The organism is Candidatus Darwinibacter acetoxidans (assembly GCF_041936445.1).
Taxonomy (GTDB): domain Bacteria; phylum Bacillota; class Limnochordia; order Darwinibacteriales; family Darwinibacteriaceae; genus DTU010.
Map to the genome: position 1 here is coordinate 1 of NZ_JBHGXH010000182.1, position 21,274 is coordinate 21,274.

21 protein-coding genes are annotated in these 21,274 nt (G+C 58.5%); 5 read left to right on the forward strand and 16 right to left on the reverse strand.

All coding sequences use genetic code 11. The annotated features are described in order from the left end of the window. Positions 1 to 402 precede the first annotated feature (402 nt). From ACE4YL_RS06595 to ACE4YL_RS06650, 12 genes are all read right to left on the reverse strand, one after another. Entirely contained in the window at positions 403 to 774 is a 372-nt protein-coding gene (locus ACE4YL_RS06595) for a hypothetical protein (RefSeq protein WP_461358360.1), read from the reverse strand. A gap of 130 nt (positions 775 to 904) precedes the next feature. Beyond that, positions 905 to 1,987 carry an ABC transporter permease subunit gene (locus ACE4YL_RS06600; protein ID WP_461360245.1) on the reverse strand — a complete coding sequence of 361 codons (1,083 nt, stop codon included), beginning with the start codon at positions 1,985 to 1,987 and terminating at the stop codon, positions 905 to 907. Further along, positions 1,984 to 3,030, reverse strand: coding sequence for an ABC transporter permease subunit (locus ACE4YL_RS06605; RefSeq protein WP_461358358.1), 1,047 nt, complete (start codon positions 3,028 to 3,030; stop codon positions 1,984 to 1,986). Before ACE4YL_RS06605 ends, ACE4YL_RS06600 begins: the two co-directional genes overlap by 4 nt. Next, on the reverse strand, positions 3,027 to 4,595 hold the full coding sequence (locus tag ACE4YL_RS06610) for a sugar ABC transporter ATP-binding protein (protein WP_461358361.1): 1,569 nt from the start codon (positions 4,593 to 4,595) through the stop codon (positions 3,027 to 3,029). Before ACE4YL_RS06610 ends, ACE4YL_RS06605 begins: the two co-directional genes overlap by 4 nt. 117 nt (positions 4,596 to 4,712) lie before the next feature. After that, positions 4,713 to 5,813 carry a DUF3798 domain-containing protein gene (locus ACE4YL_RS06615; protein WP_461366945.1) on the reverse strand — a complete coding sequence of 367 codons (1,101 nt, stop codon included), beginning with the start codon at positions 5,811 to 5,813 and terminating at the stop codon, positions 4,713 to 4,715. Between the two features lie 189 nt (positions 5,814 to 6,002). Next, positions 6,003 to 7,730, reverse strand: a complete 1,728-nt coding sequence (locus ACE4YL_RS06620) for an ABC transporter ATP-binding protein (protein ID WP_461358356.1) — start codon at positions 7,728 to 7,730, stop codon at positions 6,003 to 6,005. A 20-nt stretch (positions 7,731 to 7,750) separates the two neighbouring features. After that, positions 7,751 to 8,680, reverse strand: a complete 930-nt coding sequence (locus tag ACE4YL_RS06625) for an ABC transporter permease (protein WP_461366946.1) — start codon at positions 8,678 to 8,680, stop codon at positions 7,751 to 7,753. Then, positions 8,680 to 9,720: an ABC transporter permease gene (locus ACE4YL_RS06630; protein WP_461365045.1), complete on the reverse strand. Its 1,041-nt coding sequence runs from the start codon at positions 9,718 to 9,720 to the stop codon at positions 8,680 to 8,682. Before ACE4YL_RS06630 ends, ACE4YL_RS06625 begins: the two co-directional genes overlap by 1 nt. Then, entirely contained in the window at positions 9,704 to 11,260 is a 1,557-nt protein-coding gene (locus ACE4YL_RS06635; RefSeq protein WP_461360242.1) for an ABC transporter ATP-binding protein, read from the reverse strand. Before ACE4YL_RS06635 ends, ACE4YL_RS06630 begins: the two co-directional genes overlap by 17 nt. Before the next feature lie 78 nt (positions 11,261 to 11,338). Then, positions 11,339 to 12,313, reverse strand: coding sequence for a BMP family lipoprotein (locus ACE4YL_RS06640; RefSeq protein ID WP_461360241.1), 975 nt, complete (start codon positions 12,311 to 12,313; stop codon positions 11,339 to 11,341). Between the two features lie 106 nt (positions 12,314 to 12,419). Next, a complete protein-coding gene (locus ACE4YL_RS06645; RefSeq protein ID WP_461360240.1) occupies positions 12,420 to 13,655 on the reverse strand; it encodes an RtcB family protein in 1,236 nt (411 codons plus the stop codon). A gap of 2 nt (positions 13,656 to 13,657) precedes the next feature. Beyond that, complete coding sequence (locus ACE4YL_RS06650) at positions 13,658 to 14,443, reverse strand: histidinol-phosphatase (protein WP_461358285.1); 786 nt, start codon at positions 14,441 to 14,443, stop codon at positions 13,658 to 13,660. A gap of 173 nt (positions 14,444 to 14,616) precedes the next feature. On the opposite strand from ACE4YL_RS06650, the gene ACE4YL_RS06655 reads away from it, so the two are divergent. After that, the gene (locus ACE4YL_RS06655) at positions 14,617 to 15,495 is read left to right on the forward strand and encodes a polysaccharide deacetylase family protein (RefSeq protein ID WP_461358284.1); all 879 of its coding nucleotides are present in this window, start codon (positions 14,617 to 14,619) and stop codon (positions 15,493 to 15,495) included. A gap of 11 nt (positions 15,496 to 15,506) precedes the next feature. Further along, a complete protein-coding gene (locus ACE4YL_RS06660) occupies positions 15,507 to 16,112 on the forward strand; it encodes a GNAT family N-acetyltransferase (protein ID WP_461358283.1) in 606 nt (201 codons plus the stop codon). Between the two features lie 13 nt (positions 16,113 to 16,125). Here ACE4YL_RS06660 and ACE4YL_RS06665 read toward each other — a convergent pair whose 3' ends face one another. From ACE4YL_RS06665 to ACE4YL_RS06675, 3 genes are read right to left on the reverse strand one after another with little or no spacing between them, the layout of a single operon-like run. Further along, complete coding sequence (locus ACE4YL_RS06665; RefSeq protein WP_461358282.1) at positions 16,126 to 16,842, reverse strand: class I SAM-dependent methyltransferase; 717 nt, start codon at positions 16,840 to 16,842, stop codon at positions 16,126 to 16,128. Positions 16,843 to 16,858: 16 nt separating this feature from the next. Beyond that, complete coding sequence (locus ACE4YL_RS06670; RefSeq protein WP_461365494.1) at positions 16,859 to 17,125, reverse strand: DUF3006 domain-containing protein; 267 nt, start codon at positions 17,123 to 17,125, stop codon at positions 16,859 to 16,861. Next, a complete protein-coding gene (locus ACE4YL_RS06675; RefSeq protein ID WP_461358281.1) occupies positions 17,121 to 18,191 on the reverse strand; it encodes an MBL fold metallo-hydrolase in 1,071 nt (356 codons plus the stop codon). The genes ACE4YL_RS06670 and ACE4YL_RS06675 overlap by 5 nt, the downstream gene beginning before the upstream one ends. A gap of 214 nt (positions 18,192 to 18,405) precedes the next feature. On the opposite strand from ACE4YL_RS06675, the gene ACE4YL_RS06680 reads away from it, so the two are divergent. Genes ACE4YL_RS06680 through ACE4YL_RS06690 form a run of 3 tightly spaced genes read left to right on the forward strand, consistent with a single transcriptional unit; the run spans position 18,406 to position 20,681 of the window. Continuing rightward, positions 18,406 to 19,140 carry a hypothetical protein gene (locus ACE4YL_RS06680; protein WP_461358280.1) on the forward strand — a complete coding sequence of 245 codons (735 nt, stop codon included), beginning with the start codon at positions 18,406 to 18,408 and terminating at the stop codon, positions 19,138 to 19,140. 36 nt (positions 19,141 to 19,176) lie between these two features. Continuing rightward, on the forward strand, positions 19,177 to 19,902 hold the full coding sequence (locus tag ACE4YL_RS06685) for a hypothetical protein (RefSeq protein ID WP_461358279.1): 726 nt from the start codon (positions 19,177 to 19,179) through the stop codon (positions 19,900 to 19,902). Between the two features lie 56 nt (positions 19,903 to 19,958). After that, positions 19,959 to 20,681: a hypothetical protein gene (locus ACE4YL_RS06690; RefSeq protein ID WP_461360238.1), complete on the forward strand. Its 723-nt coding sequence runs from the start codon at positions 19,959 to 19,961 to the stop codon at positions 20,679 to 20,681. Between the two features lie 69 nt (positions 20,682 to 20,750). On the opposite strand, the gene ACE4YL_RS06695 is transcribed toward ACE4YL_RS06690, so the two are convergent. Further along, positions 20,751 to 21,098 carry a cupin domain-containing protein gene (locus tag ACE4YL_RS06695; protein WP_461358277.1) on the reverse strand — a complete coding sequence of 116 codons (348 nt, stop codon included), beginning with the start codon at positions 21,096 to 21,098 and terminating at the stop codon, positions 20,751 to 20,753. Between the last annotated feature and the right edge of the window lie 176 nt (positions 21,099 to 21,274).

The window sequence follows — 21,274 nt, forward strand, 5'->3', positions numbered from 1 at the left end:
TAGCTGGTCCTTTCGGCCGAAATTGAACAGGACCTTGGCCCTTGAAGCGCCTGTTTCTGGATCGCGATAATTGTGGGCAAGCTGGACGTATTCGTAACCTCTGCTTTTCACGGTTCTAATGTACATTGTATCTATATGATATCATAGATATCAACATAATACAACCATTTTATGCACATTGGTTGTGCCTACACGATCTCTGGTTTTGAGTTATCCACAATCTCGGAAATGCCGATGAATAAAGCATCTAGGTTTTCGGGTTGTGTCCATTCGGGGCGTTTACTGTACAATCCAAGTCCAACTCTGGGCGCATTTTCAGGCCAAGAGACACAAAAAGGAGCGTTGCTCCTACTCAATCGAGTAGTTCTGCAACGCCCCCTTCTCATCTCGTTTCCTTCCACCTTACTTCTTAAGGAAGATGGAAATGGTCAGGTCCTTCCTTCCTACATCGGGGATGTGGAGAAAGATGCCGAACATGACTCCATCTTCTTCATAGGGATTGGCAACAGACTCGACGATCTTGTTGGCGCTGTCCCTGACCACTACGGTGAAATCGTCCAGGTCATAGACCCCGCGGAAAACCTCCCGCAGGTAGATGATCTCCAAGTAGCGGCCATCTCGACGTACCTCGTGGTCTTTGTAGGTCCGGAAGACATCCCTCTCCAGATCGTACTTCACGGTGATGGTGTTGAAATCAAAGTAGGGGAGATCACAACCGGCCAGCAGGGCCGCGATGAGCACTGCCGCCGCCAGCATCAAAAGTTTCCTCTTCACCCTCATGCACACCTCCAAACTGATGGCAGTAGTCCAGGGCCGGGGCCCGGAAAAGTGTCCTTTAATTCTTCTTCGCAGCGCTGTGTTTTCCTACTTACCAGACCCAAGAGGGGGCTCACCGCCCCCTCCTTTATGCGGAAGCATCCTCCTCCAGGCGTGCTTTGGCGGCAGACCTGGTCTGCCAGGCGTGGAGTGCCAGGCTGATGGCGATGATACCGTAGGCCACAAACACCCGGAAGTACTCACCCACCTGGGCGCTGCCGAAGATGGTCTGGCCAGCCCGGGGCGATACTGCAAACAGCAGATGGAAGAGGAGTGTGCCCGTGAGGGCCTGGGCGATAGTGGCCTTGGTCACGGAAGCTCCCCCGATGAGCAGGGCGGCAATGGCAAAGGTCCCCACCTGCTCATGGCTGTTGTAGGTGTTCAGCGTCCCGATGTTCTGCAGGAAGATCAGCTGCCCCCAGGCCGCGAGCACCGTGGAGAAGATGATGGCCAAAATCCTGTTGCGGTCCACGTTGATCCCGGCAACGCCTGCGATATGGCGGTCCTGACCGATGGCCCTGAACTCCTGGCCCAGTTTGGTCCGGAAGAAGGCCCAGATGGCCACGGCCAAAGCGGCAATCACCAGGAAAGTGACCACCGGGATCCGCACGAAAAGGCCCGCCTGGATCTGCCAGAGCCCATCCAGGGCACCCTTCAACCTGAACAGGTCGATGGTGTTGCGCAGACCCGGCCCGGTGGAAATCCTCAGCCGCGGGTTGTCAAAGGGAATCAGGGTGCCCACCAAAAACAGGAACACGAACTGGTAAAGGCCGTTGGCGAAAAAGCCCATGACCATACCGGTGATCATCTCCCGGCCTTTGGCTTTGTTCAGGAGCGTACCTGCCAAAAAGCCAAACAGAACCGCCAGGGGCGTTGCCATCAGAGCGGTGAGCAAAAAGCCACCGGTTCCCGCCCATTCCCAGTGGGTGGCCAGGATCAGGGCGATCTGTCCCGCCAAGGCACCCAGGACAATCCCGAAGTTCAGGCCCATGCCCGCTGCCACGGGGATAATCAAAGACAGCACCAGGAAGGAGTTGCGGGCCACCCTGTTCACGATTTCCATGAGCAGGAACTGGCCTGGCATCTTCGCGAAGTAGACGCCCAGTAAACAGACGACGGCAAAGAGCAGTGGCACAGCGTTCCTTGCGACAAGCCTTTTTACTTGATTCACGCCTGTTCACCTCCGGTTGCCCTGGTTAAGGCATACAAGATCATGCCGTTGCTCACAACCACCCGGGCGATTTCCGAGATGTTGCCCTCGATGAGCTGATTGGTCACCGGCATGGCCACGGTGAGCAGCGTCTGGAAAAGCACAACGCCCAACACTGCGTGGCGCACCTTCGCTTCCCTGGTGGAAGCGCCGCCGATGAGCACGCCGGCAACGGCGGGGAAGGCGGTCATCAAAGGCCCGTTATACAGCTGGACAAAGCCGAAGCTCTGTGCATAGGTCACATAGCCGATGGCCGCCAGCACCGTGGACATGATGATGCCCAAAGTACGGTATTTGTTCAAGCTCAGACCGCTGGCCGCGGCGAAGCGGGGATTGCGCCCCACCACTTCCATGGCGACCCCGGCCTTCGTCTTAAAGAACAGCCAGACCAAAAAGAGCATCAAGCCGTAAAAGAGAAGCAGCCCCGTGGGCACGGTCAAGCCAAAAATCTCGAAGGCCAGGAAGTTGTTGAGCACCCCGCCGAAGGTATCCGCCAAGGTCAGCGTGGTGCGCAGGCCCTGGCCGCCCACGGGCCAGATCATGGCAGGGTTTCTAAAGGGAGCCAGCAGCCAGAAGATGCACATCCCGGCCACCACCGAAAAGCCCACGTAGGTTCCCACCATCATTTCCTGCCCGGTGACCCGGTTGAGGAGGAGCGCATAGAGGAAACCTGCTCCGACCGCCAGCGGGATGGCGATGAGCACCGCCACCAAGAACCCGCCGAAACCCAGCATACTGAACTCCATGGCCACCAGCGCACCCACAATACCGCAGATGACGCCCACCGGCAGACCGAAGTTCAGACCAACTCCAGCTTGAATGGAGGGCACCATGGCCAAAACGTAGATGCCGTTCTGACCGATGCGCACTAAAGCATCGCTGAGCAGACCGGGCACACTGAGATCCGTACCGGCGGCGATAATGATCAAAAGGAGCAGGAAGCCAGCAATAATCAGGCGCGGCAGTCCAAAACCGTGGTAGATCTTGAGCAGCTGCTCTTTCATCGCGCCCCCACCTCCTCCAAGGATTTTCCAGCCATCAGGAGGCCGTACTGCACATCGGGAGCATCGGGCGGCAGGATGCCAGCCAACCTACCTTCATAGACGATGGCGATGCGATCTGCGATGCTGCGCAGCTCCGCGAGTTCACTGGAGGTAAACACCACCGTTACTCCCATCTCATTGAGCTGCACAATGAGTTCCAGCACCCTGCTCTTGGCACCCACGTCAATGCCCCTGGTCGGTTCAGATACGAAGAGCAGCTTGGGCTCCTGGGTGAAAGCCCTGGCCAGGCAGACCTTCTGCTGATTGCCGCCGCTGAGCCTGCGCACGATCTGTTCAGGCCCAGTGCAGCGGATATCGAATTTCTCGATAGATTCCAGGGCATGCTCCCGGATCTTCCTCTCATCTTTGAGCTTGAGCAGGCCCGGCTTGAGGAACTTATCCTGGCTCTGCATGCTGGTGAGCACGATGTTGTTGGCTATGGTATCCTCCAGGACCAAGCCCACACCCCGCCTGTCTTCGGAAACGAAGGCCAGGCCCATCCGCAGTGCGGCCTTGGTGTCGTTTAGGGGTACTTCCTGCCCCTCATAGAGCACCCTGCCCTGGCTGGGGTACAGGCCCATGATGCCGTTGGCCAGACCCACCTTGCCGTGCCCCGCCAGGCCGCCGATGCCCAAAATCTCGCCGCGGTAGACATCCAAATCGATGCCCCGCAGCCGCTCCCCGGGCATATCCACCCGCAGATCGCGGATCTCCAGCACCACTTCCTGCTTGGCCGGGCTGGAGCTTCTCTGCTTGCGGGCCTGCGTATCGATCTTGCGGCCCACCATGAGCTCGGCGATCTGGCTGATGGTGTAATCTTCCCTGGGCCCGGAGCTGACCAGTTCACCGTCTTTTAGGATCGTAATCCGATCTGCCACCGCCATAACCTCATCCAAGCGGTGGGTAATAAACAGAATACTAATGCCGCTGCGCGCCAAGCGCTGAATAACCCCGAGAAACTGCTCGGCTTCACTTTCGGTGAGCACGGCGGTGGGTTCGTCGAGAACCAGGAGCTGCAGGTTCTCTTTATCGATCTCCCTGGCGATTTCCACAAACTGCAGATAGCCAACGGGCAGCCCAGCCACGGGAACCCATTCGTCGATACTCATACCCAGCCGGTCCAGGGCAGACCTGGTGTCCTGGGCCATCTGCCGGCGGTTGAGGGTTTCCATCTTCTTGCCAAAGACCGCGCTGAACAGATTGCGTTTGGTAACTTCCCTGTTCAGCTTGACGTTTTCTGTCACAGAAAACCCCGGCAGCAGCATGAACTCCTGGTGCACCATGCCGATGCCTGCATCAATGGCCGCCCGGGGCGAGTCAAAGGCCATCTGCTCGCCGTTGATGAAGATGCTCCCCTCAAAGCCCCCCGTGTTGATGATCACAGGCATGCCGAAGAGGATGTTCATCAAGGTGGACTTGCCGGCCCCGTTTTCCCCCACCAGGCAGTGAATCTCCCCTTTTCCAACGGTAAGACTAACGTTTTTCAACACCTGAGTGCCGTAAAAGGACTTGGAGATCTCCTTCATCTCCAGTACAGGAACACTCACTGGCAACACCTCCACTAGTTACACCAACAAAAGTGCGGAGTTCGCCCTCGGGGAGGGCGAGAGCTCCGCCTTTTCTCTCACTTGCTGTGCTGACCCTTAGAAGATGATCGATTCGGCCAGTACCAGGTAGAAGTTGGAATCATCGAGATAGCGGTTCAGAGACATCCGCACGCCCGTGGCCTCGTAGATCGCTTCTTCCACGGCGGCCATGTCGGAGAAGTCCAGACCTTCCTGGATGTGCCTGATGGCCAGATCCACACCTGCTTCCACAAAGACCATGTTCACAGGTGCAACCCAGGTGGCCATGCGGCCGGAACGTCCCATCTCGGCGACCTTAGCCTTGATCTGCTCGAGGATATAGGGTACATCGCCCTTGTATTCCTCGGGTACCTCAATGCCCAAGGCACCGGGATAGCCGTGGAAGGGGCTGGGGCAGCACTGCTCTGGGAAGATGATGCCCGCCTCCAGCGAAGCCCGGATGGCCGGCTCCATCATGCCGCAGTTGGTCCCGAAGAAAGCGATGTCCGTCCCGTGGATCGCGGCTTGACGGGGAATATCCTCCAGAATGAACTGCTGGGTACCGGGCAGACCGGCGTCACCCATGGGGTCGGGAGCGGTCACTTCGATCACTTCCAGACCGAGCCGTTCAGCTTCTTCCTTCATGTTCTGGAAGCGCACAGCCAAAAGCTCCATGGACATGTGGCGCGGGAAGGAGTAGTGCAGAATCTTCTTGGCACCCATCTCCGCTGCCAGCTGGGCAATGGCGGGGCCGCGCCGGAGCTGGTCTGTCTCCATGGCTATGTCCGCGACCGGGCCGATTACCGCCGGGTCTTCATGGGGAACGCCCGCGATGAGCACGATGTCAGGGCGGATGTCCCGCACGGTCTTAAAGGCTGCGGTGGTGCCGGGAACGGCCTGGCAGACCACGATGGCCTTGACCTCGGGATCCATGGCAAACTGGACGATCTGTCCGATTACCGTTTCCTGCTCGTTCATGAAGTTGTCGGGATAGGTCACGTGGGTAATGGAGCCCGGATAGCGAGCCACCATCTTTAACGCGGCCTGGTACTCTTCTTCGCCCTGGGAGACCGTACCCGTGATCAGGCCGATCTTAAAGGGCAGAGCCTGGGCTTGTGCCACACCGATAAGACCGAAAACCAATAACAACGCTAAAACTACGGATAGCCTTCTTTTCACTCCGACCTCTCCTCCTGTGATAAAAAGATAGCTGTATTATTCTACGAATTGCGCAAGTTCTCCTCCTGTCCCGGAAGGAAAATGTTCGTTTGGCCTCCAGGCATTGAGAGTACCGTTCAGAGCCCACATGCGAAAACCGCCGCACACCTGGCGGCGGTTCTGGCAGACATTACATGTTCCCCAGGCTGTCTAGACAGCCTGGTCCATCTGGGCGGCATAGAGCTTGGCGTACAGGCCGTTTCGGGCCACAAGCTCCTTGTGGGTCCCCCGCTCCCGGATCTTCCCGTCGGTGAGCACCACAATCTCATCGGCCTGGCGGATGGTGCTGAGGCGGTGGGCGATGATCAAGGTGGTACGGTCCTTGGCCAGCTCGTCCAGGGCCTCCTGGATCTCCAGCTCCGTGGCGGCATCCAGAGACGAAGTGGCTTCATCCAGGATCAAGACGGGCGGGTTTTTCAAAAACACCCGGGCGATGGAAATCCGCTGTTTCTGGCCGCCGGAGAGCTTCACGCCCCGCTCGCCCACGTAGGTGTCGTAACCATCCTTGAGGCCCATGATGAAATCGTGGATCTGGGCCTTTTTGGCCGCGGCGATCATCTCTTCCTCAGTGGCGGAGGGGTTGCCGTAGAGGATGTTCTCCCGGATAGTTCCGGTGAAGAGGAACACATCCTGCTGCACGAAGCCGATCTGCTGCCGCAGGGAGCGCAGGGTCACATCCCGCACATCATAGCCGTCGATGAGTACCGCCCCCTCCACCACATCGTAGAACCTGGGGATGAGGTGGCAGAGGGTGGTTTTGCCTCCCCCCGATGGCCCCACAAAGGCCACGGTGCTCCCCGCGGGGATGGTCAAGCTCACGTTGTGGAGCACTTCGCTGTCCTCGTCATAGTGGAAAGAGACATTGCGCAGCTCGATCTCACCCTTGACAGGGGGAAGATCCACGGCATCCGGCCGGTCCGTTACCGAGGGCTGAACCTCCATGATCTCCACAAAACGCCTGAAGCCCGCCATACCCTGCTGATACTGCTGGGTAAAGGAGATCAGCCGGCGGATGGGCTGGAGGAAGTAGCCGATGAACAGGAGGTAGGCGGTGAGATCCGCCAGATCGATGTAGCCTCGGAACATGAACAAGGCACCGCAGGTCAGAACGGCCAGGTTCAGCAGGTCGGTCAAAAACCCGAGACCCGAGGAGTACACAGCCATGGCCCTAAAGGCCCTGTAGCGGGATGTCTTAAAGGCGCTGTTAGCCGTATCGAAGCGCCTCATCTCGTAGTCTTCGTTGACGAAGCTTTGGGCCACCCGAATCCCGGAGAGGCTGTTTTCCAGATCGGCATTGACATCCGCGATCCGGCGGCGCTCTTCATGGAACGCTTTGTTCATGTTCGTGCGGGTCCTGTAGGCGTAGGCCCCGATCAGGGGAATGAACAGGAAGGTAATGAGCGTCAGGGGCACGTTGATGCTCAGCAGGTAGATAAAGGAACCGATGAGCATCAGCGTGGCGATGAAAATGTCCTCAGGCCCGTGGTGGGCCAGCTCGGTGATATCCCTCAGGTCATTGACGATCCTGCTCATCAAGTGCCCCACCTTGGTATCGTCGAAGAAGCGGAAGTCCAGGGTCTGCAGATGGGAGAACAGATCCTTGCGCATGCGGTATTCGATGTTCACACCCACCACATGGCCGTAGTAATCCACAAAGTACTGGCAGGTCAGGCGCAGCACGTACAAAACGACCATCGCACCTGCCCAGATGAGCACTGCCTGCAGGTTGCGGTTAGGAATGAAATCTTTCATAAAGGTTCTGGTGATGATGGGAAACAGGAGGTCCAGTACTGCAATGATGCTGGCCGCGAGCAGATCCGCGAAAAACAGGCGGCGCTCCGGCTTGTAGTAAGAGATAAACCTCTTGAGATCTTTCAATTCCTACCAAACCTCGCAATCTATCCTTTGATATAGGGCTGTCCGGCGGCCTTGGGCCCCACTGCTCTGCCGATGAAGCCGGCCAGGGCCACCATGGTGAGAACATAGGGCAGCATGTTCATGAACTGCGTGGGGATACCGATATCCTGCAGGCGCATCTGCAGGGCATCGCCGTACCCAAAGAACAGGCAGGCGCCCAGGGCCCCCAGGGGAGTCCACTTGCCGAAGATGACTGCCGCCAGGGCGATAAAGCCCCGCCCTGCGGTCATGCCCTCGCTGAAGCGGCTCAGATGGGCAATGGAAAGATAGGTTCCGCCCAGGCCAGCCAGGGCTCCGCTGAGCATCACGGCGACGTAGCGCATTTTAAACACGTTGATGCCCACGGTATCTGCGGCCTGGGGATGCTCACCCACCGCCCTCAGCCTGAGCCCCCACGGCGTCTTGTAGATCACCACATGCAGCAGGAACACGGCAACTAGGGCCAGATACACCAAGGGGTTCTGCCGGCCCAAGATACGGTCGACCCAGGGGATCTGGGACAAAACCGGCAGGGTGATATCGCGAATCACAGGTACCTGGGGCGAGGTTCCCGCTGCACCGAAAAAGTGCCGCAGGAGAAACACGGTGAGCCCTCCGGCGAAGATGTTGATGGCGGTGCCGGTGACCACCTGGTTCGCCCGGTAGCGGATGCAGAACACAGCCAAGAGCAGCCCCACCAAAGCGCCGGCGGCCATGGCTCCCAAGGCCCCCACCCAGGGCAGGCCCGTATGGTAGGTGACGAACATGGCGGCGAACGAGCCGGTGAGCATCATGCCTTCCAGGGCAATATTCACTACCCCGCTGCGCTCGGAAAGAATGCCTCCCAAGGCCGCAAAGATCAGAGGCGTGGCCATGCGCAGAGCGGCGGCAAAAACGGTGGTGTTGAACATCATGGCAAGAATATCGCCCATTATGCTTCCTCCTTAAGGCGCAGGATGCGCCGGATTAAGAACTCAGCGGCCACAAAGAAGATGATCAGGCCCTGGATGACGGTGATCAGCTCCCGGGGCACTGCGGTCAGGCGGTCCATGGCCGCGGAGCCCGTCTGCAGCGCGCCGAACAGCACTGCAGCCAGGATCACACCCGCAGGGTGGTTCTTACCCAAGAGGGCCACGGCAATCCCCATGAATCCCAGATCCGAAGAAAAGCGCACGATAAACCGGTTGTTCAGCCCCAAGATCTGCTCCGCTCCTGCCAGACCCGCGAGGGCCCCGCTGATGGCCATGGCAATGATGGTATTGCGGGGGACATTGATTCCGCCGTATTCAGCCGCGGACGGGTTCAGGCCCACTGCCCGCAGCTCATAACCCCGCTTGGTCTTCCAGAGGATGATATAAACCACCAAGGCGGCGACCAGGGCCAGATAGACCGCGGTGGTCAGGCGCGTCGGCGGATAGATCCTGGAGAGGGCCGCCGTGGGGCTGATGCGCACCGTTTCCGGCACCCAGGAGCCGCCGTGGAACGGGCCCGTTACCAGCCAGTCTGTGAGAAAGAGGGCGATAAAGTTGAGCATGATGGTGTTGATCACCTCATGGACACCCAGCTTGGCCTTGAGGAAGCCGGCGATGGAAGCCCACAGGGCACCCCCCACCATGGAGGCAATGATGGCCAGCGGCAGGTGGATAATCCGGGGCAGGTTAAAGGAAATGCCCACCCACACCGCGGCAAAGGCGCCCAAGTACAGCTGCCCTTCGGCACCGATGTTAAACAAGCCGGCCCGGAAGGCAAAGGCCACCGCCAGCCCAGTAAACATCAGGGGCGTGGCCCGCTGCAGCGTAGTGGCAATATTCCTCACGCTGCCCAGGGACTCTCTAAACAAAATCCCGTAGGCAGTTAAAGGGTTTTCACCTACATAGAGAATCAACACGGAGCCGATCAGCAAAGCCAGTACCACCGCCGCCAAGGGCAGCAGCAGCTCCTGCCAGGGAAACGCCTTAATTCTGCTCTGCATTGCCGCTCACCTCACCCGCACCATATTCTTCTGGGTGTCCGCCGAGCATCAAAAAGCCCAGCTTGTGTTCTGTTGCTTCTTCAATGGGCATGACGCTGACGATTTCCCCGTTGTACATGACAGCAACGCGATCGCTTAGGGAGAGCACTTCATCCAGCTCCGCGGAAACCAGGAGCACCGCAGCGCCCTGATCCCGCTGGGCGATCACCTGCTGGTGGATAAACTCGATGGCCCCAACATCCACCCCGCGGGTAGGCTGTGAGCAGATGAGCAGGTCGGGATTCTGGGCAAACTCCCTGGCCACCACCACCTTCTGCTGGTTGCCCCCGGACAGGTTGCGCACGGCCTGGGCGGCCACGGGCGGGCGCACATCGTATTTCTCAATCAGTTCCTCGGCGTGCTCCATGATCTTCCCCTGGTTGCGGATGCCCGCCGTGCCCGCAAAGGGTCTGCTGCCGTGGATGCCCAGGATCAAGTTATCAGCCACTGAATAGTCCAAAATGAGGCCCCGCCTATGCCTGTCTTCCGGCACAAACCCGAAGCCCGCCTTCCTGATGCGCAGCGGCGACCAGCCGGTGATATCCTGGTCCCCAAGGTAGATGCGGCCCCCGGCCACCTTGCGCAGGCCGGCAATGGCTTCCACCAGCTCAGACTGGCCGTTGCCCTCCACTCCGGCAATGCCCAGCACTTCGCCCCTTCTCACGGAAAGGCTCACGTTGTTCACTTTCACCTGTCCAAACTGGTCCTTCACGGTGACTCCGTCCAGCCGCAGAACCTCCGGCCCTGGGTTGGCCGGCCCCTTCTCCACCCGGAGGAGCACTACCCGGCCCACCATCATCTCCGCCAGTTCCTGCTCGTTGGTGTCCTTGGTGAGTTTGGTTCCCACCTTCTTGCCCCGCCGCAGCACGCTGACCCGGTCAGAGACGGCCAAAACCTCTTTGATTTTATGGGTAATGAAGACGATGCTGGTCCCCTTGGACTTCAAAGTGCGCAGCACCTGAAACAGATCTTCCACTTCCTGCGGAGTGAGCACCGCAGTGGGTTCGTCCAGCACCAGGATCTCGGCTCCCCGGTAGAGGGCCTTGAGGATCTCCACCCTCTGCTGCAGGCCCACGGAAAGATCAGCGATCCTGGCCTCGGGATCGATCTGCAGTCCGTACTCCTGGGAGAGGCGCTCCACTTCCGCCACCATCTTCTTATGATTCAAAAAAGGGCCCTTGCGGATTTCCGAACCGAGCACGATGTTCTCGGCCACCGTCAAAGGCTCGATGAGCATAAAATGCTGGAAGACCATGCCGATTTTCAAATCGATAGCCTGGCGCGGCTCGGTGATTTCCACGGGCTGCCCCCGGACGATGATCTCACCGCCATCCTTCTGGTAAAGCCCGTAGAGGATGCTCATGAGCGTGGACTTGCCGGAACCGTTCTCACCCACTAGAGCATGGATCTCCCCTTGTTCCAGGTCAAAGTCAACTTTGTCGTTGGCCAAAACCCTGGGGAACTGCTTGGTAATGGCCCGCATTTCCAACACTTTCGCCATGGGACAACCTCCCTGAAAGAAAAGGGAGGCGCCGCCCACCCGACGGCGGCCAGCAGCCTCCCCTTGAGTTTACTGGGATTACTGGAGAGGATTAGTTACGACAATCTCTCCGGAGATGATCTTCTGCTTAGCCTCTTCCACCTTGTCAAATACTTCCTGAGGGATGATGTCCCTGGTGTACGTGAACTCGGATGTACCTACACCTCCGTCGGCAACGCCAAAGGTCCAGGTGCCGCCCTCCAGGGTGCCCTCCACAGCAGCCTTAATCACTTCGTACACGGCCATGTCAACCCGCTTAATCATCGAGGTGAGCACTTTGCCCGGTGCCATGTAGTCCTGATCCGAGTCTACACCGATGGCATAGAAGTCATGGCTGGCTGCCGCATCGATGACGCCGCTGCCGGTTCCACCAGCTGCGTGGTAGATGATGTCGGCGCCGCGCTCATACTGGCTGATGGCCAGCTCACGGCCGCGGCCGGGGTCGTCGAAAGCACCGGCGTAGTTCACCAGCACCTGAGCATCGGGGTTGGCCCATTTGACGCCTTCTTCAAAACCAACTTGGAACTTGCGGATCAGGGGAACTTCCATACCGCCCACGAAGCCCACGATGTTGGATTTGGTCATCATACCTGCCACAACGCCTACCAGGAAGGAACCTTCATGCTCTTCGAAGAGCAGGGAGGTTACGTTGGGATTGTCCACAACGTCGTCCACAATGGCGAAGTGGATGTCGGGATAATCCGCGGAGACCTCTGTTAGGGCGCTTTGATGGATGAAGCCGATCACGATGACCAGGTCCAAGCCCAGTTCAGCGTAGGACCGCTGATGTTCTTCCATCTCGGCAATGTCTGCGGGCTCAACGTAGATCACTTCCACGGGCAGCTCCTCTTTGGCCTGCATGAGACCGCGGTAAGCTGCATCGTTGAAGGACTGGTCGCCCAATCCGCCTTCAGCGAAGATCAGGCCGACCCTGGTCTTCTGGGCGTAAGCGGGAGCAGCAAGCAAACCAAGTAAGAGAACCATGACCACGACAAAACTGATTTTGTTTCGCACGGTAAAAAACCCCCCTGTGTAATTTCGAATTCAGCTATTTTCTTCTGCACGCCAAGGCTAATTCCTTCCTACGGGTAGATGGAATCATCTGCGCGCATGCGCCAGTTTATCCCTTGACCACCGCCACCGTTTTCAGCTTGAGGACGGGCCTGACCAAATCCCGCTGATCCGCCATGACATCTTCGATGTTTTTATAGGCCTTGTAGTATTCTTCAGCGGTGTCTCCCCGGCGCCTTTTACCCAGGACCATATCTTTGGCCCTGAAGTCGGCCAGCACTTCCTCCACGCTGAACTGGCGCACCGCCTCTTTGCGCCCCATCACCCGGCCCGCTCCGTGGCTGGCTGAGTGGAACGACTCCGGATTGCCCAGCCCTTCCACGATGAAGGAATAGGAACCCATGGCCCCGGGGATGATCCCCGGCTCTCCCTGCTTGGCGCTGATCGCTCCCTTGCGGTGCACCCAAACCATGCGGCCGAAGTGGGTTTCCAAAGCGGCATAGTTGTGGTGGGCGTTCACTTCCCCTGCGAACTGGATGTCCTTAACACCGGCATAGCGCCGGAAGCCCTCCACCACCAGCTCCTTGACCCGCTCCATGATGCGGTGGCGGTTCTGGCGGGCAAACTCCAGGGCAAAGGTCATCCAGCCGATGTAACCCTTCCCCTCGGGGCTGTCCACGGGCAGGTAAGCCAGATCGAAATGGCTGGGCACTTTGGAGCCCTGGCGCTTGTTCAGATCCTTGGCCACCTGGTTGAAGTAGTTGGCCACCTTGTAGCCGAAGTTGCGGGAGCCGGTGTGCACCATGAGCCCCAGGCGGCCCTCCTCGTCCTCCTGTAGCTCAATAAAGTGGTTGCCGCCCCCTAAGGTACCGAGCTGCATGTAGGCTTCTGCTTTCTTAGGCAGCTTGGCATCTCCATAGCGGTACAGCTTCTCCACGGGATACTGGTCCAGAAATTTGGACTTCTGCGGCTCTTTGTGGTGTTCAAAACCCTGGGGAACGTCACGCATGATCTGGCCCACGAGATAGTGGGCCAGCGTCCCGCCGGGAGTGGTCACCTCCCGCAGCAGTTTCGCCGGGACATTGGTGCGGGCAAAAACCATCCCGCAGCCGATATCTACACCCACGGCGTTGGGGATGATCACATCCTCCGCGGCCAAAACCCCGCCGATGGGCATCCCGTAACCGGCATGGGTATCGGGCATCAAGGCCACGTGTTTATAGGCAAAGGGCAGGTTGGCCAGGTTCAAAGCCTGCCTCAGACATTCCTCTTCCAGATGGTCTTTGCCGGGCAGCCAGACCTTAATGGGTACGCGCTGTTCCGCTTTGTTGAAGATGACAAACATTCTCAACCCCCTTCCAAATGTTCCATATTCGCCAGGGTCAACCCCAGGCTCCTTACCAGGTCGAAGCCCTCAGCCAGACCTTCGTCCACTAAAGCCGGCTTGTGGGCGTCGGAGTTCACCACCACCTGGATCCCGTAGTCCCGGGCCAGTTCCCAAAAGGGCAGCCAGGGATAGGCGGGCCTGGGTCCCTGGTCGCTTTCCACCCAGCGGCTCACCAGTCCGTGGCCGTTGATCTCCAGGGGAAGGTCCAGTTCCTTCGCTGCCCCGAGGATATCTTTGGCCGCGGCTTCGGTGTTTTTGTCCCAGTTGAGATAGCTCAGCCCGAAGACATCGGGATGGGCCACGAAAGCAAAAAGGCCGCTTCGCATAGACTCAATTAGATGCCGAGTGTAGGAAACAAGATGCTCGGCGCTGTGTACTTCATAGTGGCTGCTCAGCCAATCCCCGTTGTGGGGAAAGAAATGGCAGCCCAGGATCAGATAGTCCAGGCCGTACTGCCCCAAAAGAACATCTTCAAAGAAAGAATGATATTCAGAAGCCCACTCGCATTCCATGCCCTTGAGGATGGTCAGCCCGGGCCAGGTGCCCTGGGCCTGCTCGATGGCCCTGACGTAACCGGGAAGCTCCGCCCGACCCATGCGCATGTACAGCCAGCGGTTATCTGGGAGGGCCGTGTGGTCGGCAAAACCAAGCACGGTAAACCCCTTGGCCGCTGCTGCCTGTACGTAGTCGTCCACCTCACCTACGGCGTGCTTGCAGCGAAATGTATGTGTATGGTAGTTCTTCAAAGCAAATTTACCTCCATGCTTTCACCCTAGACGGAAGAGGCGGGCCGAGGCCGCACCCTTCAGTTCCTACTTTACTATTATGGAAGACAGTTCGCAACCGTTAAGGCTTGTACGCCCCTTGGGCTTGATGTAGAATTGGTTGCAGATTGACTCTCGACACGGGAGGAGCAGACATGGCTCACGCTGAATTTGCCCTGAGAGTTCTAGCATTTATCCTGATCACAGTGCTCATTGCCCGCGCCTACTGGCGTTTAGCGGTGCGCATCTTGCGCTGGTGCAGAGTGAGGATCCCCAAATCGGTGCTGGCTGTAATATCTGGGCTGCTGGGCATCATCACTTTGTTCGTCCTGCTCTGGGTCTACGTCTACCACGGTTTTGGCTATCAGCCGGATATCTACCGCGTAGGCAACCGCAGCTCCAACAAGGTGGCCATCACCTTCGATGATGGCCCCAGCCGGGAGTTCACACCGGCCATCCTGGATATTCTGAAGGAGTATGAAGTGCCCGCCACCTTTTTCATGGTGGGCAGCCATGTGGAGAAATACCCTGAGATCGCCCGCCGGGTGGTGGAAGAGGGTCATGCCGTGGGCAGCCACACCCAGAACCACAGAAACCTGCCTACCCTTTCCACCATTGAGCTGCAGAAAGAGCTGATGGAAGCAACCGCCGTAATTACGGAAGTGACCGGCGTCTATCCCAGCTTTGTGCGGCCGCCCCGGGGCATGTACGATGACCGCTTCCGGCGCATGGCCAACCTTTTGGGCCAAGAGATCGTGCTCTGGTCTATTTCCACACGGGACTGGCGCTATGGCGTAACCGCTTCCTATATAGAACGCCTGGTGGAAAGCAGGGTGCGGGGCGGGGATATCATCCTCTTCCACGACAGCGGCGCCCTGCTGAGAAACGAGGGGGGAGACCGCAGGGCCACAGTTATGGCCCTGCCCCGGGTGATTGAGATCATCCGGGCTAAGGGGCTGGAAATCGTGCCCCTGGCGGAACTGCTCCACGATGCCCCAGGGGAAGCCTTCCCCCAGATCGACCGGCCAGAGTAAGGAGGGAAACCATGCGTTTGGTTCCGGCCGCGGCAGAGCACAGCCGATCCATTGCGGAAATCTATCGGCAGGCCTTTCCCGAGAGCATTGCCCTCTTTTTCCCCCGCAAAGGCCGGGAAAGACTGCTCCGCCTTTTGGAGCTCGCCTTTGCCCTGCTCTTCAGCGTGGGTGCCCAAGGCGTACTGGTCCAGACAGAAGATGGCGAGGATGCAGGCTACCTGCTCTACACAACTTCCCAGCCGGGGAGGGCCCGCCGCCGCCTTTTCCAGGCCGCGGGTCTGCTGGGGCGGATGGCGTTTCGCCTGAGCCCGCTGGAAATAGGCAGACTCTTGGTGAACCAGCTCTTAATGATCCTCACAGTGCACAGAAGCAAAAAAGTACCCAGACCCCAGGCCACCATACTCTCCGTGGCTGTGCTCCCTGCTTACCAGGGGCAGGGTCTGGGTACTCTGCTTTTAGACCACGCCCTGGACCAGCTGCGGGGCCAGTCCGTGGGCCTTAATGTGCGGGCGAACAATCCCGCGGGGCGGCGCCTTTACGCGGCAGCGGGCTTTGAAGAATGGGGTAGCCGCAGGGATCTGGGGGGCCGCTGGCTGATGCTCTACCGCAGGCCGTAAAGCCCCATCCGCTTTACTTCTCCGCCACCACCAGCATCTCAAAATCTTCCGCAGTGAGCTGGTCCTGCCGGGAAAAGGCCCCCAACTTGGCCCCGAAAAACTCGATCTTGGTAAAACCCAAAGACTTCAGGAGCCAGGTGATCTCGCTGGGCAGGTAGTACCTTTCACTGGCCTCCACCTGCTGTACTTGGCCATCATCATCGGTAAAGGTCAGTAGATCCCGGCTGCGCATGGTGAGCATGTCGAAGCTCTCACCCTCGGAGGCGGGGTGGAACAGGCGGTAAAGCCCATTGAGGGTGGTAAAGATGAACTTGCCGGGGCTTTTGAGAGCCCTTGCCGCGCCGCCCAGGATGGCGAAGTTCATCTCGTCGGTTTCCATGAGGGGAAAGGCCCCCTCGCACAGCATGATGGCGGCATCGAACTCCTGCACAAAGGGCAGATCTCGGGCATCGCATCTCAAGAACTCGACCTGGAGCCCCTCTGCTGCCGCCTTTTCCCTGGCTCTGCGGAGCTGAGCTTCAGATAGGTCGATCCCGGTGACCGCATAGCCCCGCTTGGTCAGCTCGATGGCGTGCCTGCCGGTTCCGCAGCCGATGTCCAAAATCCGGAGGGAGCGGTCGAAGTTGAGCTCCGCCTCGATAAAGTCGCACTCTCCCACCGTTCCCTGGGTGAAGGGTTCCTGGTCGTAGTTCTCGGCGTAGTTGGCAAATAGCTTCTCATACCACTTCATCTGCGTTCTCCCTTCGTTACAGATCGCGCCGGCGCATGCGCTGAAGCAGCCTGGCGCGCTTTTGCTTGATCCTCTCTTTGACTTCCTCTGTCTTCGCCAGATCCAGCTCCGCGGCCACCAGTTCCCCCGCTTCCAGATGCACCAGGAGCCAAACTCCCTCTCTGCTCCCGGGGGGAAGCTTGACCGCGGGGACCGTGAGCTGTCCCCCATCCTCTTCGAACAGCAGGACCGCGAACTCTCCATCAACGATGCGGTCGATGACCGCCGACTTCGTGCACTTAATCCTCTGTCACCCCTTTGACGCAGGCCAACCCCTGGGCTTTGATGTCCGCCAGTCTTTTGTCTCCAATACCGTCAATGCGCCAGCGCAGCTCATCTACGCTCCTAAACGGCCTTCTCGCCCGCTCCTCAATAATCTGTCGAGCCCGCCCTTCGCCGATGTGGATAATCCGCTGCAGTTCCTGGAAGGACGCCGTGTTTAGATCCACGCAGTCCTTAACGGCCCTCTCCCCGCCAACGGGCGGCTCCCTGCCGGCCGCCAGCTCGTAGGTGAACCCGTCCGTGCACACCACGATGGTTCCCAGTTCATCCGTGCCGTAGACGGGAATCTCCAGGATTTTCAAGCGGTTCAGCACCTCCCCGTGGGGATGGCCGTACTCGTTATCCCGACCGGCCGCATAGATGGCCGCTTCGGGATCGACAGCCAGGAGGAAATCCAGGGAGGAAGAGGTCCGGGAGCCATGGTGGCCCAGCTGTAGAATCTGCGCCTGAAGGGGCAGGCCCCGGCGCACCAGATCCTCCTCGATGCGGCGCTCCGCATCTCCGGTAAAAAGGAACGCCACCTGCCCGTAGACGGCCCGGAGCACAAGGCACGATTCGTGGATGCTGCCCGTAGGCTCCATGGGGTTGAGCACCTGCAGGGTTAGACCTCCCAGCTGGCGCTGATCACCCCTTCGGGGTTCGAAGTAATCTGCGTCCGATTCCAGCACCGCATCCAGCAGCTCCTCGAAGATGCGGGTGTAGTGTTCATACCCGGACATCCACACCTCCCGCACCGTGAAGCTGCGCATCACCTGGGCGGCCTGGCCGATGTGATCGGCATGGGGGTGGGTAACCACAAAAAGGTCGATGGTTTCCACACCCAGCGCCTTGAGGTAATCCAGCACCTCTGTTCCATCCAGATCCCCGGCATCGATCAAGACGGCAAAGTCCGGCCCTGCCAGAAAGGCCGCTTCCCCCTGGCCCACATCGATGTAGTGGACGCAGAGCCGCTCCAAGGCCAGGACGCTCCCTGCCGCACCCAGCAGGAGGAGCAGAGCTAAAGCCGCCCCTATCCATCTTCTGTACATGGTCAACCCTCCGCGTTCGCCTGGTATTTCCTATTCTTCCGAACCCTACCCTTTCCCTCCAGAAGTGGGCAACCAGAAAAGGTAACTCAGGAGGTAACTCCGGGGGGCAGGTACGCGGTGCAGCTTCCCATAATTGAGGAGTTGATGAAGGGACTTGAGGGCGGGATGCCCTCCAGAACCGAACAGAAAAGCTGAGCGGGAAAGGGGGAGTGCAGTGCGAGCGCGGCGTTTGGCCTTTTTGGTGGTGCTGTTCGCGGCAGCGGCGGCCCTCAGCGGATGCCTGCCGAAGGACACGATCAAGATCGAGAACGAATTGAGCAAACTCACAGACCGCTTCATCGAGCAGCTGGAAGCGGAAGAGCTGCCTGAATTGGAAGCCTTTTTCGCAGATCTCCTCCTGCTCCACCCGAGCAGGCACATCCTCCAAGACCTTGCACTGAACATGGGGTTGACCAAGGAGTACTTCTTGACATACTGGCTGCCTGATCCCCCCGCACCGAACCCCGACGATCCTGGAGATTTGTGGACCGCGGACCTGCTCCAGGAGATGCTGACCAGGTACAAAGAGAATCCAACCGATCCTACCATCGGGGAGCTGGCAGGTGCTGCGTCCGCAAGATTGGTTCTCGGCCATTACTTCAGCGAGCTAACGGAGGCCGCTCCCCAGGTAGTGGCTGGTTGGCTGGATGCGGCAAGTTTCTCTGAGGACGGCCTTACAGTGCCCTCGGCAGTGGTGGCACAGTGGTTGACCACCGACTTGGTTGACCGGGGGATTCCCTATGATGTGGCAGGCAGAAGCAGCCCCTTCGAGGTTGATGGCAAGTGGTTTGTTCTCCTGGACATGGTTGGAGCCCAGCCGTGGTACACTGCCGATTACGAGCTGATTCTGGGTTTCAGCAAGATGGGAGAAAAGTGGCTGATCGATTACTTCCGGGTAGTGTACAACTGAAGTGCCGAGCAGGCGAGCTGAGAAAGGGGGGATTAAGTGCGTGCGCGATGTTTGATCCTCGCTATGGTGCTGATGGTGGCAGCGGCAGTCCTCAGCGGATGTCTATCGGAGCAGAAAATCAAGATCCAAAACGAGTTGAGCAAGCTTACAGACCGCTTCATCGAACATCTGGAAGCGGCAGAAGTGGCTGAGCTGGAGGCTATGTTCGCAGACCGCCTCCTGCTGCATACGGGGGTGGGTATGCTTGATCTCCTTGGGGAGTTCATGGAGGAACTGAAGATATTCTGGTTGGAGGAGTGGCTGCCCAACCCCAGTGAACAGGACCCGGAAAGGGAACTGTGGGCCGGACACCTCCTCCAGGAGATGCTGGCAAGATACGGGGAGGACCCCACCGATCCAGCCATCGAAGAACTGGCAGCGGCGGCGGCGGAAAGGGTGACTTTGGGCTACTATTTCAGCGACCTAACTGAAGCCGAACCGGAAGTTGTGGACGAATGGCTGGATCAGTGCAGCTTCTCCAAAGCGGGTATTACCATACCCCAAGGGGTGTTGGTGGAGTGGTTCAGCGTCTTTCTCCAGTACGGGATCACCTATGAGATCACTGGCAGAAGTGCCCCTTTCGAAGATGATGGCAAGTGGTATGTTTGGCTCGACGCAGTTCAGACAAACCCGTGGGGAACTGGCGGCCGTGAGTTTATCCTGGGTTTCAGCAGGACGGGAGATCAGTGGCTGATCGATTTCTTCCGGATAGTATACGATTGATGCGTGTGCGCCAAAAGAGTGAGCCGGGTAGGTAAGCCAAGAAAGGAGAGAGTCAAGTGCGAGCACGGTGGTTGATCGTCGTTGTGGTGCTCCTCACGGCAGCAGCCCTCAGCGGATGCCTGCCGAAGGACACGATCAAGATCGAGAACGAATTGAGCAAACTCACAGACCGCTTCATCGAACACCTTGAAGCGGAAGAACTGCCTGAACTGGAGGTTTTGTTTGCAGACCACATCCTGCTCTATCCAGGGAGGTACAGACTTGAGAACCTCGTATGGAATATGGAGTATTTGGCGGAGTTCTTGATCGAAGACTGGCTGCCGGGTCTTGATGAACTCGATCCTGCAGAGGAGCTCTGGGGCGGAGAGCTGCTCGAGGAGATGCTGGTAAAATACGAGCAGGACCCCAACGATCCGGCGCTAGAGGATCTGGCAGCGGCTGCGGCGGAAAGGATAGCTCTGGGCCACTTCTTCCACGGACTTACTCGCGCCGATGACCAAGTGGTGGCCACCTGGCTGGATGAGTCCAGCTTCTCACTGGACGGCATCACAGCACCCAAAGTTGTACTAGCAGGGTGGTTTGTCTTTGTCTACGACTTAGGGATAACCTATGAAATCATGGGCAGAACTGGCCCCTTTGAGACAGGGGGCAGATGGTATGTTGTCCTCGACGTGGTTGAGCATCAGCCGTGGGACGACTGGACATACGAGTTTGTCCTGGGCTTCAGCAAGGCCGGGAACATGTGGCTGATCGATTTCTTCCGGGTGATCTACGACTGAGGCGGCGCCTTGTGGGCATGGCTAAGGCAGGTTCCAGAGACGCTTCTGGCAACCTGCCCTTGTGTTTTCCTAATAGGTAAGGATGACCGCCAGCAGCTCCAGGGTCTCCTCACCTATGTTGGCAATAGAGTGGCTGGCACCGCCCCCGGTCAGCACCGCATCTCCGGGCTGCAGTTCCCGCTCTTCCCCATCATCCACCACTTTAGCCCTTCCCTTGAGGATGTAGTACACCTCTTCTTCGCTATCGTGGGGGTGCGGCCCGATGGAACAGCCCGGTTCCAGGGTGATGGTGGCAAAAAGCCGGCATTTACCCTTCAGTTCCTGCTGTTCGAAGATGTGCTTAATCTGGGCTGCGCCTGTGCCTCCCCGCATCTTTTCGCGCAGCTCCACCCGCATGTCTTGAGCGTTCTTAATCACGGCAGTTAACCTCCTCTATCAGCGCCTGCAGTTTTGCATCCCTGACATCAATTCTGCAGGAAGCTAAGGTTTCCTTTTGCCCAAGCAGCCGATCTTACGGCCTGCTTCCCCAGGGGATGGGCTCAAGCGCCTCCCTACTTAGTGAACTAGCTTGTACCGAAGGCATCTAAAGAGCA